General features: G+C 37.7%; 14 protein-coding genes. 13 read left to right on the top strand and 1 reads right to left on the bottom strand.

The window, feature by feature from the left end; genetic code table 11:
* The first annotated feature begins 9 nt into the window (after positions 1-9).
* The 13 genes from DW036_RS14525 to DW036_RS14585 all read left to right on the top strand — a co-directional run bounded on the left by DW036_RS14525 (position 10) and on the right by DW036_RS14585 (position 13,028).
* Positions 10-1,119: a DegT/DnrJ/EryC1/StrS aminotransferase family protein gene (locus tag DW036_RS14525; RefSeq protein WP_118465026.1), complete on the top strand. Its 1,110-nt coding sequence runs from the start codon at positions 10-12 to the stop codon at positions 1,117-1,119.
* Positions 1,116-1,742, top strand: coding sequence for a NeuD/PglB/VioB family sugar acetyltransferase (locus tag DW036_RS14530; RefSeq protein ID WP_118465027.1), 627 nt, complete (start codon positions 1,116-1,118; stop codon positions 1,740-1,742). Before DW036_RS14525 ends, DW036_RS14530 begins: the two co-directional genes overlap by 4 nt.
* Before the next feature lie 85 nt (positions 1,743-1,827).
* Positions 1,828-3,075, top strand: coding sequence for a phenylacetate--CoA ligase family protein (locus tag DW036_RS14535; protein WP_147401494.1), 1,248 nt, complete (start codon positions 1,828-1,830; stop codon positions 3,073-3,075).
* A 16-nt stretch (positions 3,076-3,091) separates the two neighbouring features.
* Entirely contained in the window at positions 3,092-4,411 is a 1,320-nt protein-coding gene (locus tag DW036_RS14540) for a CapA family protein (protein WP_118465029.1), read from the top strand.
* Entirely contained in the window at positions 4,408-5,325 is a 918-nt protein-coding gene (locus DW036_RS14545; protein ID WP_118465030.1) for a glycosyltransferase, read from the top strand. The genes DW036_RS14540 and DW036_RS14545 overlap by 4 nt, the downstream gene beginning before the upstream one ends.
* A gap of 14 nt (positions 5,326-5,339) precedes the next feature.
* Complete coding sequence (locus tag DW036_RS14550) at positions 5,340-6,761, top strand: hypothetical protein (RefSeq protein WP_118465031.1); 1,422 nt, start codon at positions 5,340-5,342, stop codon at positions 6,759-6,761.
* The gene (locus DW036_RS14555; RefSeq protein ID WP_118465032.1) at positions 6,748-7,716 is read left to right on the top strand and encodes a glycosyltransferase family 2 protein; all 969 of its coding nucleotides are present in this window, start codon (positions 6,748-6,750) and stop codon (positions 7,714-7,716) included. The genes DW036_RS14550 and DW036_RS14555 overlap by 14 nt, the downstream gene beginning before the upstream one ends.
* 172 nt (positions 7,717-7,888) lie before the next feature.
* Positions 7,889-8,935 (top strand): glycosyltransferase family 4 protein, encoded by a 1,047-nt coding sequence (locus DW036_RS14560; protein ID WP_118465033.1) that lies wholly within the window; start codon positions 7,889-7,891, stop codon positions 8,933-8,935.
* Positions 8,936-9,010: 75 nt separating this feature from the next.
* Positions 9,011-10,156: a glycosyltransferase family 4 protein gene (locus DW036_RS14565; RefSeq protein ID WP_118465034.1), complete on the top strand. Its 1,146-nt coding sequence runs from the start codon at positions 9,011-9,013 to the stop codon at positions 10,154-10,156.
* Positions 10,153-10,767 (top strand): sugar transferase, encoded by a 615-nt coding sequence (locus DW036_RS14570; protein ID WP_369906626.1) that lies wholly within the window; start codon positions 10,153-10,155, stop codon positions 10,765-10,767. Before DW036_RS14565 ends, DW036_RS14570 begins: the two co-directional genes overlap by 4 nt.
* A gap of 11 nt (positions 10,768-10,778) precedes the next feature.
* Entirely contained in the window at positions 10,779-11,366 is a 588-nt protein-coding gene (locus DW036_RS14575; protein WP_118465035.1) for an acetyltransferase, read from the top strand.
* A 21-nt stretch (positions 11,367-11,387) separates the two neighbouring features.
* Entirely contained in the window at positions 11,388-12,527 is a 1,140-nt protein-coding gene (locus DW036_RS14580; RefSeq protein ID WP_118465036.1) for a DegT/DnrJ/EryC1/StrS aminotransferase family protein, read from the top strand.
* 195 nt (positions 12,528-12,722) lie between these two features.
* Positions 12,723-13,028, top strand: a complete 306-nt coding sequence (locus DW036_RS14585; RefSeq protein WP_007216256.1) for a hypothetical protein — start codon at positions 12,723-12,725, stop codon at positions 13,026-13,028.
* A 125-nt stretch (positions 13,029-13,153) separates the two neighbouring features.
* On the opposite strand, the gene eno is transcribed toward DW036_RS14585, so the two are convergent.
* The gene (gene eno, locus DW036_RS14590) at positions 13,154-14,434 is read right to left on the bottom strand and encodes a phosphopyruvate hydratase (protein WP_007216262.1); all 1,281 of its coding nucleotides are present in this window, start codon (positions 14,432-14,434) and stop codon (positions 13,154-13,156) included.
* Positions 14,435-14,582 lie beyond the last annotated feature (148 nt).

A 14,582-nucleotide genomic window follows, 5' to 3' on the forward strand; every position in this document is an offset into this window, starting at 1 on the left:
CAATTTTATATGGAAAATAAAGTAATTACGGTTACTTCTCCATTACTTCCTTCTTTGGATGACTTCCTCCCTTATCTGGAGGATATATGGCAGCGTAAATGGTTGACAAATAATGGTCATTATCATAAGGAACTGGAGAAAGCCTTATGTGATTATTTAAAAGTACCTTATGTAAGTTTGTTTACAAATGGTACACTCCCTTTGATGTGCGCATTGCAGGCCTTACGCATTACGGGAGAAGTCATTACGACTCCTTACAGCTTTGTGGCTACCAGTCATTCTTTGTGGTGGAATGGCATAAAACCTGTCTTTGTGGATATTGATCCGGGAACGTGTAATATTGACCCTTCAAAGATTGAGGCAGCCATTACACCTAAAACAACTGCTATTATGCCTGTGCACGTATATGGAAAGCCATGTGATATAGGACGTATTCAGGAGATTGCTGATAAATACGGTTTGAAAGTCATTTATGATGCAGCTCATGCTTTCGGTGTAGAGGTGAATGGTCATTCGATTTTAGAAGCTGGTGATATGTCTACGTTAAGTTTTCATGCGACGAAAGTTTATAATACTATTGAAGGTGGTGCTTTGGTTTGTCATGATGAGAAAATGAAGAGGCGGATTGACTACTTAAAGAACTTCGGCTTTGCTGGGGAAACAACTATTATTGCACCTGGAATTAATGGGAAAATGGATGAGATTCGTTCTGCTTATGGTTTAATTAATCTGAAGCAAGTAGATGCAGCTATTGATTCCCGGCGTCAGATAGCTTTGCTGTATCGGAACACTTTACAGGAAGTAAAAGGTATCCGTTTTATGGAAGATATGCCTGGAGTTCGTCACAACTATTCTTACTTTCCCATCTTTGTCGATTCTGAAGAATATGGAATGACTCGGGATGAACTTTATTTTAAAATGAAGGAAGGTGATGTTTTAGGTCGGCGATACTTTTATCCTTTAATAAGTGAATTCTCTACATATCGGGGATTAGAGTCTGCTAGACCTGAAAATTTGCCTGTGGCGCATAGGATTGCTGACAGCGTGATTTGTTTGCCGATGTATCATGACATTCGGAAATATGAAATAGAACGTATTCTGTCTTTGATAATCAAATGAAAGATATTTATATATTGGGAGTAGGACATAATACTGTAGTGTATATCGACTTGATTGAAAAATGCGGATATCATGTAGCAGGGCTCTACCATTATGAGAAAGGCAGGACAGGTGAATTGTACTTTGGATATAAAATAGTAGGGACGCATGATGAATTGTTTACATCAGATTTATCCGGTAAACAATTTGCTATTAGTGTTGGTGATAATGAAATTCGCTCTCGGCTCTATAATAAACTCCGGGATAATGCTGGTATTATTCCTACCCTTGTTCATCCCTCTGCGATTGTATCCCGCTATGCCCAATTAGGTCAAGGGGTAATTATTCATGCTAATAGTGTGATTTCACCGGATGTGATTATCGGCGATGACAGTGTTGTTTCCTCTAACGATCTGATTACTCATGGAAGTCGAATGGGAGCACACTGTTTTATAGCTAGTAATGTTGTGTTGGGAGCATATGTAACCATGCAAGATTATGCTTTTATAGGTTCCGGTGCAACGATTATTTCCGGGAAGGTTTCTTATATTGGTAAGGGTGCCTTGATTGGTGCAGGAGCTGTAGTTACAAAGAATGTAGAACCTAATAAACGGGTAGCTGGGAATCCGGCTCGTGAAATTTGATTATATGACTATCCTTTCGAGTGTTTTACGTTATCATTTTTGGATCAGGGATTTCTTTCGGGGAGGTAAAATTCGTTCTCATTATATGAATGTACGATATCTTCAAGAACATGGTGCGCAAACTCAATTCTTAAGACAGCGGATGTTGACTGATTTATTGCGCTATGCAGTGAAAAATACCCGATTCTATAAAAATATAAATTCCTTGGAATTGAAAGATTTTCCTGTAGTAAATAAATCAGTATTACAGGAGCATTATGACGAAATTTTTATACCGGAGGAAGAAAACCCGTGGCAGTGTAGTGGGAAATATCATATTCAGCGAACATCAGGTTCGACGGGAACTCCCTTTGCTGTGCCTTTTGATACTCGTAAAAGGGAACGTCGCTTAGCTGAGTTGAAATATTTTGGTGAAATAGTTGGTTTCAAATCGCATGATAAATTGGTGCAACTTCGTATTTGGACTAAATGGCAAAGCAAATCTAAAGGTCAGTCCTTCTGGGAAAACATAGTTCCCTTTGATATTTCTAATTTGAATGAAACAAATTTAGAGATGTTATGTGAGACTATACGGAGCGTTCGGGCTAAATGTTTGCGTGGATATGCTTCTTCTTTCGATTTATTGGCTCGTTATGTTGGTGAGCATCATTTGAAATTACCTTCTGTAAAAATAATTATTGCAGGTAGTGAAACTTTATTTGATTCTACTCGTGAACTGGTTGAAAAGAATCTTGGTTGTCCCATCATATCTCAATATGCTAATGAAGAAAATGGCATTTTAGCACAGGAACGTGTGGGTGATAATGAACGCCGATTCTTTTTGAATGAATCTGGATATTTTTTTGAGGTCTTGAAATTTGATAGTGATGAACCTGCTGAATATGGAGAGCTTGGGAGGTTAGTGATTACAGATTTGTTTAACTATGCTTTTCCGATTATTCGATATGATAATGGAGACAATTGCATAATGAAGTTGGATGAAACAACCCAAAATCCTTATATTTCAAAATTGTATGGTCGTCGACTGGATATGATTTACAACACTCAGGGTGAACCAATTTTTCCAATGGCTTTAGCCCGTATTCTGAAAAATTATGAGATGATCTGTCAATGGCAGTTTATTCAGAAAACTTCATCCCACTATGTACTAAAGTTAGCTGTTAATTGTAAAAGCGGATTGGAAAAAACATCGAGTGATGAAATACTAACACAGCTAAAAAGACTATTGGGAGATGATTCGGATATTAGTATTGAATATGTAGATGATATTCCTGTTTTGAATTCAGGGAAAAGAAAGTCGGTAGTAAATCTTTGGAAGAATTGCCATTGTTGATATTAAATGAAAAATAATGATTGATAAAAAGGAATCAATGCTGACTTTATCCTTGTGTGGGGATATTTTTATAAGCAAACGTTTACCGATTCAATCCTATTCCGGTTTTGAGCAAATACAACAGTTGTTGCAGCAGCATGAGTGCAGATTTGCTAATTTGGAAACAACGATCCATCGGAATGAAGGTTATCCGGAAGCTTTTCCAGGAGGAGGGTATGCTATGGCTGCTCCTTCCTGTTTATTGGATTTGAAGAGAATGGGGTTTAATCTATTTAATACAGCTAATAATCATGCAATGGATTATGGTCATAAAGGTTTGTTGGCAACAGCTAAATACTTAAATGAGTTCGATATACCTTTTTCCGGTACTGGTGAGAACCTGGCAGAGGCGAGTAAACCTGCTTATTTTGAATGTTCTATGGGGCGTATTGCTTTAATTGGAGTAACAAGCTCTTTTCATGATTCTTATGCTGCCGGACCTCAAAATCAAGATATGCAAGGACGACCTGGAGTTGCTCCGTTGAGACATCAGGCTGTATATGAATTGGATAAGAATAATTATAAGGCATTATTGGATATATCAAAAGCTATCGGTATTAATAGTTATCATAATCAAGCGATAAAGGAAGGATATCTTCTGGATAACAAGAATTTTAAATTTGGTATATACGAATTTAAGGAAGGAGTAGATAATAGGGTGTATACTTTTCCTAATGAAGGAGATTTGCAACGGACAATTGCTGAAATAGCTGATGCTAAATATCAATCGGATATTGTGATAGTGAGTATACATTCTCATCAATTTACTGACGGAAATAAGCAGATTCCACCAGAATTCATAAAAATATTTGCCCATGAATGTGTTGATGCAGGAGCTAATATCGTCGTTTGCCACGGACCTCATGTTGTACGTGGAATAGAGGCTTACCATTCAAGTCTTATTTTTCATGGATTGGGAAACTTTATTTTCCAACATGAGGAGGTAGAGTATTTGCCTGAGGAGTTTTATCGGAAATATTGTAAAACTCGGGAAACTGTTACCGGTGTAGGTGAAATTATGAGTATCAGGAGCAAAAACGGTATGATTGGACTGTGTACTCAACCGGATGTGTGGAAAAGTGTAATTGTAAGTGTAAATTGTGGTATAGACTTCCTGGAAGCAAGATTATATCCGGTGGAAATTATGCTCAAAGGAAAGAGAGGATTAAAAGGCCTTCCTGTGTTGACTTCGGATTTGGCAATTATAGAAAAGATTAAAACTTTGTCAATGGATTTTGGAACAGAGATCAAAATAGCAAATAAAAATTTCGGTTCAATAAGAATATCCAGAGTATGATTGAAAATGATATTGTAATGGTTAGCGTTATATGCCAAACATATAATCATGAAAAATATATAGCAGAGTGTTTACAAAGTTTGGTCGCTCAAAAGATTAATTATCGCTATGAGATTTTGGTACACGATGATGCATCCACAGATAAAACGGCTGATATTATACGGCAATTTGAAAAAGAATACCCAACTTTAATAAAACCTATTTATCAACGGGAAAATCAATGGTCGTTAGGAAATAAAGTTTTTAGTGGAATTCAATTGCCAAGATGTACAGGAAAGTATATTGCTATATGTGAGGGAGATGATTATTGGACAGACCCGCTTAAGTTGCAAAAGCAGGTTGACTTATTGGAGAGACATATTGAATATTCAATGTGTTTTCATAATGTAATAGAGCATTGGGCGGATGGGCAAAAAGAGGATTGCTGTTTCTTTAATATTGTTGACAGAGAATATAGCGGTTTAGAAATTTATAGGAATTGGATAGTACCTACTGCTTCAGTTGTATTCAGAAAAAGTATATTGGAATCTGGACGTTCTGATTGTTTTCTGAATCCTCATTTTATATATGGTGATATTGTTTTGTTTTTGCTTGCAGCCAGTTGTGGGAAAATAGTGGGAATGAAAGAGGTGATGTCTGTGTATAGGCGCCATGAAGGAGGTATGGTCTTTGCCTATAATGTGAATCGTATTATTAGAAGTTTAGAGCATCATAAACAGGTTCCTTTAGTTTTTGGAAAACAATATAAAACGGCATCAAAGGAGTTAAGAGTTCCATTATTAGTAAGCCTTTCTTTTTATTATCTAAAGAAGAATAACTATTTCTTAATGATGAAATACTTGATACTTTCATCAGGTATCAGTATCAAGAGAACTTTCTTTTGCATTAGTGAAAAAATAATGAGGAAGATTTGAAAATTTATTATTAAATGAAAAAGATAGGCACAGGTAAACCATCTCTGTTCTTTTTGATGTTTATAATTTGGATAGTCAGTTGTTTTTTTGTTTGTGATCAAAATACAGATGGAGGTAAAACAGCAGTTTTATTATTGCTTGCTTTAAGTTACCTTGTTAGTTTTTCTTTTTTAGGAAGGATAGAGAATCTGTATAAAGAATTTCATGGGCCAGCTTACCATCTTTTTTTTGTGGTATGTTTGATCAAGTATTTTGTGATGCCACTATCGTTGTGCCTTTCTCAAAGTTTTGATACCATAGGTCCTTCAGTGGCAAGTTCTTCTTTTAATATGGCTGTAATGCTGATTATTTATGAGATGATTTGTATTGTACTTTTGAGGGTTCTATTTCTTAAGTATTATATATCGGCAAGAAAAGAATATGTTTATTCGGAAGGAATAAAGAATGGTAATAGCAGAGTGATACTTATTTTTTGGGGGGTGGTATTGGTAGGGATTATTTTGTCTTTTGTTCCTAATTTCAATATTATTCCGAAGAACCTTTTTGTCCTGGCAGAAGATTTTGAAGGACAGGATACAGCCGTCAGTTTGGGAGTGATCGTAATTTGGTGGAAGTATGTTTTTTTTCTTTCTACCTTTTCTTTTTTATACTATATGTATAAAAAAGGCTCTAACAGATTATTTTATTATCTGAGTGTATTGTTGATATTATTTTTCCTTGGATTGATAACAGGAACAAGCCGTTGGTCAATTTTATTTTTTCTTTTATTGTCCCTATACTTGTGTTCGAAAATGTTTGGTTCAAGAGTCAGAAAAATTATTTTTCCAATAAGTTTGGTTAGTTTGACTACGATTATAAGTATAACTTTATATAAATTTAGTTGGGCATTTCAGTACTCGGAAAATATGTATATAGATTTCTTTCAGGTTATGATGGGGCAATTGCAATCTTATTTTTCAGGACCTAATCTGGTGGCTCAAGCTCTTGAAATGGAGAATAATCCAATGTTTGTTCATAGAATTACTTTTTCGACTTTTATCAATGATTTTTTAGGCTCAATACCTTCTGTTGCAAGCTCTATAGATCAAACAGATAGAATTAATTATTATTTCAACAGGTATTTATTAGATTGGTATTCTGACAATACTTCCCAGATTATTCCAATGACTGCGGTTGGTGCTATTTATTTTAATATACTTTTTTCTCCAGTTTTCACGGTCTTGTTTACTTGGTTAGGATTTATATTTGAATTTAAGGGAATATCGGATAATCGAATATATAACAATTTTGTTTATTTATATGCGGCTTTTTGGTGTGTATTGGCTATTTGTTTTTGTCCACAAATTATATGGGGAAATCTAATAGGTCTTGTATTTCCTGTTTTTATTATTTATAAATTTCTCATGGCTAAGTATAGTTGTAATGAATTGTCCTAAAGTTTCTTTGCTTCTTCCGATATACAATGTAGAAAAGTATATTGAGAATTGTGTACACTCATTGTTTAAACAGTCTTATAAGAATCTTGAGTTTATATTTGTTGATGATTGTAGTTGTGACAATAGTATTTCTATATTGAGAAATGTAATGCAACAATATCCTTCAAGAGTTAAGGATGTACGGATACTGTCTCATGCTCGAAACCGTGGTGTAGCTGTTGCTCGAAATACGGCTGTTGAACAAGCATTGGGTGAATATATAATGTATGTGGATGGTGATGACTATATTGATAAGGATACAGTCAACCTTCTTGTTCAGAGAATGCAAGATACAGGTGCTGATATAGTACTTGCAGATATATACTTTGTCTACGAGAAGAAAATGATCATGCATAAAGTACCATTATTTGAATCCCCTCAGCAGTATTTGGAGTCAGTGCTAAAAAGGCAAGTAGAATTGAGCGTGTGGGGAAAACTATTTAAGAAAGACTTATTTTGTGATGTCAGATTTGTAGAAGGAGTGAACTTTGGAGAAGATTATTCTGTTTTGCCCTGCTTAATTTACAATGCGAAAAAAATAGCTAAAGTAGATGTACCTCTTTATTATTATATTCAATACAATGCGAATTCGTATACACGTAATTTGAATCTAAACTCTTTGAATCAGGTTTGTGCGGCCAATGAACATATTGCTTCTTTTTTTTCAGATAAAGATATAGATTACAAAACAGTGATGCTGCAATCTAAGTTGTATCTGAAATTACATCTTCTGAAAAGTGTATATAAAAATGGATATTTATTGAAGGAAGTTGTGAATAGGTATACGGAAGTAGATATTATCTCAACTCAGTTACCATGGCCGGATAGGCTTGTGTTTTATCTGTCTAAGAGGCATTGGTATTCGTTGTTGACTATCTATTTGAATGTTGCTATATTTTTAAGAAAATATATGTAATTTGTTTCTAATCATTTTCAGTTTTTCATAAATATTAAATGTAGTGGATTTGGTTTTCTGTACGGAAGGACGGTTTGTACGTCGTTCTGATAATTCGGTGTATAGTTTGGATGGTAGTCTGACTAATAATTTATGGTCTCGTTATCTGAACGTTTTTGATAGAATCTATGTTATGGCAAGAGTGCTTCCTGATGACTGTGTGGAAGTTAGAGATACTTATTTGGCATCAAGTGAACGGGTGTCTTTCATAGATTTACCATATTATATTGGGCCTTCTCAATATATGAAAGTCCGATTTAATTTGATTGGCGTAATAAGTAAGCATATAGAGCCTGGAAGAGTCTATATTTGTAGAGTTCCCGGACAGATTGGGAATCTTGTTATCGGAAAGTTGCAGAAAAAGAAGATACCTTATGGAGTTGAGGTAGTAGGGGATCCTTGGGATGTATTTGCACAGGGTGCCTTGAATCATTCTTTCCGCTTTTTCTTTCGTTATTACTCCTACTATTATTTGAGAGAAGCTGTGAAGAAATCGGCAGCAGCTTTATATGTTACTGAAAATACATTGCAACGCAGGTATCCGGTTCTATCTGGAGTGTTTCAGGTGTCAGCTTCCGATGTTCAGATTAATGTTGACCGATTACCCCCCATCGCAAAAGAGTTCCGTCAACGTGATATCTATCACTTAGTTTCGGTTGGTTCTTTGGAGCAAATGTATAAAGCGCCAGATGTAGTGTTATACGCAATCAGAAAATTAAAAGATAGAGGGATTAAATGTCATCTGACTTGGTTGGGAGATGGAGTCTATAAAGCTCTGATGGCAGAGTTGGCAGATAATTTGGATATTAAGGATCAGGTTTGTTTTATGGGTAATGTCCCATCCAATGAAGTGATTAGGCAGCTATCTAAATCAGATATATTTCTTTTAGTTTCAAGGACGGAAGGACTGCCTCGGGCCCTTATTGAAGCTATGGCAATGGGATTACCTTGTATTGGAACACAAGTGGGTGGTATTCCTGAATTGTTGGACAAACAAATGCTGGTTCCGGTTGATGACCCACTGGCTTTGGCAAATAAAATAGAGCTCTTACTGAACCATATAGACATGACAAACAAACAAGCAAATAGAAACTATGAATTTGCCAAGAGCTATTATGACTCTGTTCTTCAGCAAAGAAGAGAATCGTTTTATCAATACCTTATCTCCATCGTAAAATAGAGATAAGGTAATGCTTGGTGCTTGTGCAAAAAATCCTCCAAATTAAGGATAACAGTGTAGACAAACTTTATACAAATGAGAAATAAAAAGTTGTTTTATATCGTAACTACCATTCCTTTATCATTGATTTTTTTTAGGGGACAATTGGCATATTTAAGTAACAATTTTGAAATTGTTGCCATTTCATCCGATAGAGATGCCCTTGAAAAATTTGGCGAGACGGAAGGAGTTGAGACACACTATATTCCGATGGTGAGATCAATGTCTCTTCTGCATGATTTTAAAAGTCTCATAAAAATTATTTCCTTCTTCAGAAAAAATAAGCCGGACATCGTTCATGGCAATACTCCTAAGGGAAGTTTTTTGTCAATGATAGCTGCTAAACTAACTGGCGTACCTGTAAGAATTTATATGTGTCATGGACTTAGATACCAAGGATCTAGTGGCTTAATGCAGTCTGTTTTAAAAATGATGGAGCGTATTTCTTGCTATTGCTCAACAGAGGTGCTTTGTGTGAGCAATGGGGTGAAAGCAACATTGGTGGCTGATAGAATTTGTAAGATAGCTAAGCTAAAAGTTGTAGGAAACGGAAGCTCTAATGGCATTGATGTTACTAAATTTGATAGAAAAATGATTTCTACCGAAGCTATTTCTTCTATTGCGGATTTGGATGATAAGTTCGTTTTTAGTTTCGCGGGGCGTATTGTAAAAGATAAAGGTATAAACGAATTAGTATCCGCTTTTAAAAGATTAATAAGTCTATATCATGATATAATTTTGATATTGATTGGTCCATTTGAGGATAGTGATAATCCGATAGAGGAAAATACTAAAACTGAGATAGACTCGAATCCTTCCATTCATTATTGGGGAAGTCAAAAGGATGTCAGACCATTTATGTGTGCTTCAGATGTCTTTATTTTGCCATCATATAGAGAAGGTTTTGGAATGGTGCTTATGGAAGCAGGCGCTTTGGGTATTCCATGTATAACAACAAATATTACCGGTTGTAATGAAATCATTCAAGATGGTGTGAATGGTCGAATTATTCCTCCGCGTGATGAAAATGCTCTTTATGACGTAATGAAATGGTTTTATGAGCATCGAAATGACGAAGTTCAGAAAATGGCGGAACGAGCCAGGCCTATGATAGTGGAACGGTATGAGCAGCATAAAGTTTGGGAAGCATTGTTGGCAGAATATCAATTACTATCCAAATGAATATATATTCTTTTTTTTTAAAACGATTGATAGATTTTCTAGTCGTTTTTTGTGTGTTGGCTGTTATTTGGCCGATACTGCTACTTGTAATGCTTTGGTTATACTTTACCAATAAGGGTACCGGAATATTTTTTACGCAAGAGCGTCCGGGCAAAAATGGAAAGATTTTCAAGGTTATCAAGTTTAAGACGATGACGGATAAGCGGGATGCGAATGGTAAGTTATTGTCGGATGCTGAACGTTTAACAAAAGTGGGACGTTTTGTGCGCTCTACTTCAGTAGATGAGCTTCCCCAATTATTCAATGTATTAAAAGGCGATATGGCGTTAGTTGGTCCCCGTCCCTTACTTCCCCAATATCTTCCTCTTTATTCAAAGGAACAAGCTCGCCGACACGAAGTTCGTCCGGGCATTACGGGATGGGCTCAGGTGAATGGACGCAATGCCATCAGTTGGACAAAGAAGTTTGAACTGGACGTGTGGTATGTTGATCATTGTTCTTTTTTACTGGATTTAAAAATTATATTCCTTACAATAAAGAAAGTCTTTGTACGGGAGGGTATCAGTTCGGATACTTCCGTAACAATGGAGCCTTTTACCGGAAACAATTGAAACTTTAGATAATGTATTTATATGGTGCCAGTGGTCATGCCAAAGTGATCATTGATATATTACGTGCAAATAATGAGACCGTTGAAGCGTTGTTTGATGATAATGAAGCGATTCATAACCTTCTTGGTTATCCCGTATTACGTTCGTCGGAAGTCCGGGGACCGTTGATAATCAGTATCGGTAGTAATAACATCCGTCAGAAAATAGCAGAGAGCCTGAATGTGACTTTCGGTAGATCTTTTCATCCTTCATCAATTATATCTGATGAAACCGAGATTGGTGAGGGTACAGTAGTGATGCAAGGCGCTATTATTCAATCGGATGTTCATATTGGGAGGCATTGCATCATCAATACGGGAGCTTCAGTGGATCATGAGTGTGTAATAAAGGATTATGTGCACATCTCCCCTCATTGCACTCTTTGTGGTAATGTACAAATAGGAGAGGGTACTTGGGTTGGTGCTGGTTCAATTATCATTCCGGGTGTAAAAGTCGGTAAATGGAGTGTGATAGGTGCCGGCTCTGTTGTTACAAAAGATATTCCTGACAATGTTCTGGCAGTAGGGAACAGGTGTAAAATCATTAAAAACTTATCATAGTTTTTTTTATCATATAATTTTATGGACAAGAGAATTTATCTTTGCCTTGCTCACATGAGCGGCGAGGAGCAGGCTTTTATAAAGGAAGCTTTCGATACTAACTGGGTTGTTCCTTTGGGCCCCAACGTGAATGCTTTCGAAGATGAACTGAAACATTTTGTAGGACAGGATAAGGAAGTTGTTGCTTTGTCTGCGGGTACGGCGGCCATCCATCTGGGATTAATCCAACTTGGTGTAGGAGCCGGTGATGAGGTTATCTGCCAGTCGTTTACGTTCTGTGCGTCAGCCAATCCTGTAGCTTACCAGGGAGCTAAACCTGTGTTTATCGACAGTGAGGAGGATACCTGGAATATGGACCCTGTTTTGCTGGAAGAAGCCATCAAAGACAGAATCGCAAAGACAGGTAAGAAGCCGAAAGCTATTCTTCCTGTTCATCTTTACGGTATGCCTGCCAGGATTGATGAGATTTGCGCGATAGCCGCTAAATATGAAATCCCTGTGCTGGAGGATGCTGCGGAAGCTTTAGGTTCTGAGTTTAATGGCCGGAAATGCGGTACTTTCGGTACCTTTGGCGTGTTGTCTTTTAACGGTAATAAGATGATCACTACTTCGGGTGGCGGAGCTTTGATTGTTCCTGATGAAAGTACCAAGAAGCAGACCATGTTTTATGCTACGCAGGCTCGTGAACCTTTCCCTCATTACCAGCATGAAAAGATCGGTTACAATTACCGTATGAGTAATATTTGTGCGGGTATCGGTCGTGGTCAGATGACTGTGCTGGATGAGCATATTGCGCATCACCGCCATGTACATGCTCTTTACGAGAATGCTTTTGAAGGTGTGGATGGTATAACGTTGAAATCTAATCCTGATGGTCGTTTCAATGCTAATTATTGGCTGTCTACTATTCTGATAGATCCAGTGAAGACCGGTACTAATTATGATGAGGTCCGGCGTAAACTAGATGAGCGGGGAATTGAAACCCGTCCCTTGTGGAAACCTATGCATCTTCAGCCTGTCTATGCAACTAATCCTTGTTATGTGAATGGTGTTTCTGAACGTTTGTTTAATATGGGTTTATGTATTCCTGCCGGTCCTTGGGTGGCGGATGAAGATGTGGCTTATATTGTAGAGCAAATAAAAGGCTGTTGTATGAAGTAACTTGTAGTTTATTGTAGACAGGTTTCTACATAATTGTGGAAAAAATACTCAAAACAGGAAAATACTTTTTATACTATTCCTTGTTTAAGTGGTTGATATACAGTTAAATACTGCTTTGGTGATAGCTTTGGCATGCGTCTTGCACTATATTATGTAAGAGCTAACAAGAAATGTTTAACTTAAACAATTAGAATTATGAAAAAGTTATTTTTAGCAGTAGCATTGGTAATGGGATTGGGTACTTCAGTGGCATTTGCTAACAACATGGTATCAGACGTTGAAATCGCAACGATGATCAACGAGTTTAAACCGATTGATGTAAAAGAACTCCCGCAAGCAGTTCAGGATGCCATTAAAGAAAACTACTCGGAAGCGACCATCAAAGAAGCAGCCGTTGAAGTGGCTGAGGATGGAACTAAGACTTACAAGGTTACATTGGTGGATGCAGCCGGTACAGAGAATCCGGTCCTTTTCAATGAAAAAGGGGAAGTTCAGAAATAAGTTATATACGCAATAAAAAAGGTGCTCGCATGGGCACCTTTTTTATTATTCATATTGTATAAAGCGAATGCGGGTACCTTCACAGGCACCCGCATTTGCTTTTATGACTTATTCACTACAAAGCATTATTTTATTCTTTTGTAGCCGTATACTGGAAGTCCGTTTAGTTCTTCTTCGATGCGCAACAGTTGGTTGTACTTAGCCATGCGATCGGAACGGCTTAACGAACCGGTCTTGATCTGCCCGCTGTTGGTTGCTACGGCGATGTCGGCAATAGTGGCGTCTTCCGTTTCACCGGAGCGGTGGGAAGTAACCGTGGTATAGCCGTGGCGGTGAGCCATTTCGATAGCATCCAGCGTTTCGCTGAGCGAGCCGATCTGGTTGACTTTAATGAGGATAGAATTGGCACAGCCCATAGCAATGCCTTTGGCAAGGAACTCTACGTTTGTTACAAACAAGTCGTCTCCTACCAGCTGGCAACGATCGCCGATACGTTCGGTCAGCTTCTTCCAGCCGTCCCAGTCGTTTTCGCTCATTCCGTCCTCAATAGAGTCAATCGGGTATTTATTAATCAAATATTCCATGTAATCAATTTGCTCATCTGCAGTACGCTTCTTACCTTTCTCACCTTCGAAGATAGTGTAGTCGTACACTCCATTCTTATAGAATTCAGAGGATGCACAGTCCATACCGATTTTTACATCTTTACCCGGTTCGTAGCCTGCTGCTTTGATAGCTGCCATGATGGAATCCAGTGCATCTTCAGTACCGTCCAATGCAGGGGCAAAACCTCCTTCATCTCCTACGGCAGTGCTCAGACCGCGGTCGTGCAATACTTTCTTCAAGGCGTGGAATACTTCAGTACCCATGCGCAGGCCTTCACGGAAAGAAGGTGCACCTACAGGGCGGATCATGAATTCCTGGAAAGCAATGGGAGCGTCGCTATGTGAACCTCCATTGATGATATTCATCATGGGGACAGGCATAACGTAAGTATTTACTCCGCCGATATATCTGTATAAAGGTATGTCGAGGTAATTCGCAGCAGCCTTGGCTACAGCCAGAGAAACACCCAGAATGGCATTGGCACCCAATTTTGATTTGGTAGGAGTACCGTCCAGTTCCAGCATCTTCTTGTCAATGGCACGTTGTTCCAATGCCGACCAGCCGATGAGGGCCGGAGCAATAATGGTATTTACGTTTTCTACGGCTTTCAGAGTTCCTTTACCACCATAGCGTTTCGGATCTTTATCGCGTAATTCCAGTGCTTCGTGTTCACCGGTTGAGGCGCCTGATGGTACGGCCGCACGTCCCATAACACCACATTCCAAAACTACGTCCACTTCTACCGTGGGGTTACCGCGTGAATCGAGTATCTCGCGGGCTACAATCTTTTCAATTTTCATAATTATCTTCTTAATTTTTGTTGCAAAGGTCGCACAAATGAGGAGATGGAGCAATACCTACAAATAGTGAATATCCTTTTCGTGAATACTTATATATTGTTATTTGTGAATTATATCATATTGTAATCTATAACCTCGTATTCTCCCT

It is taken from the genome of Bacteroides sp. AF39-11AC, assembly GCF_003474285.1.
GTDB lineage: Bacteria > Bacteroidota > Bacteroidia > Bacteroidales > Bacteroidaceae > Bacteroides.

Bases quoted from the DNA above. Each gene is read 5' to 3' on its own strand.
- DW036_RS14565 (WP_118465034.1), top strand. From the start codon at position 9,011: ATGAGAAATAAAAAGTTGTTTTATATCGTAACTACCATTCCTTTATCA.
- DW036_RS14575 (WP_118465035.1), top strand. From the start codon at position 10,779: ATGTATTTATATGGTGCCAGTGGTCATGCCAAAGTGATCATTGATATA.
- DW036_RS14545 (WP_118465030.1), top strand. From the start codon at position 4,408: ATGATTGAAAATGATATTGTAATGGTTAGCGTTATATGCCAAACATAT.
- DW036_RS14585 (WP_007216256.1), top strand. From the start codon at position 12,723: ATGAAAAAGTTATTTTTAGCAGTAGCATTGGTAATGGGATTGGGTACT.
- DW036_RS14560 (WP_118465033.1), top strand. From the start codon at position 7,889: ATGGCAAGAGTGCTTCCTGATGACTGTGTGGAAGTTAGAGATACTTAT.
- eno (WP_007216262.1), bottom strand. From the start codon at position 14,434: ATGAAAATTGAAAAGATTGTAGCCCGCGAGATACTCGATTCACGCGGT.
- DW036_RS14540 (WP_118465029.1), top strand. From the start codon at position 3,092: ATGATTGATAAAAAGGAATCAATGCTGACTTTATCCTTGTGTGGGGAT.
- DW036_RS14525 (WP_118465026.1), top strand. From the start codon at position 10: ATGGAAAATAAAGTAATTACGGTTACTTCTCCATTACTTCCTTCTTTG.
- DW036_RS14555 (WP_118465032.1), top strand. From the start codon at position 6,748: ATGAATTGTCCTAAAGTTTCTTTGCTTCTTCCGATATACAATGTAGAA.
- DW036_RS14535 (WP_147401494.1), top strand. From the start codon at position 1,828: ATGAATGTACGATATCTTCAAGAACATGGTGCGCAAACTCAATTCTTA.
- DW036_RS14580 (WP_118465036.1), top strand. From the start codon at position 11,388: ATGGACAAGAGAATTTATCTTTGCCTTGCTCACATGAGCGGCGAGGAG.
- DW036_RS14570 (WP_369906626.1), top strand. From the start codon at position 10,153: ATGAATATATATTCTTTTTTTTTAAAACGATTGATAGATTTTCTAGTC.
- DW036_RS14550 (WP_118465031.1), top strand. From the start codon at position 5,340: ATGAAAAAGATAGGCACAGGTAAACCATCTCTGTTCTTTTTGATGTTT.
- DW036_RS14530 (WP_118465027.1), top strand. From the start codon at position 1,116: ATGAAAGATATTTATATATTGGGAGTAGGACATAATACTGTAGTGTAT.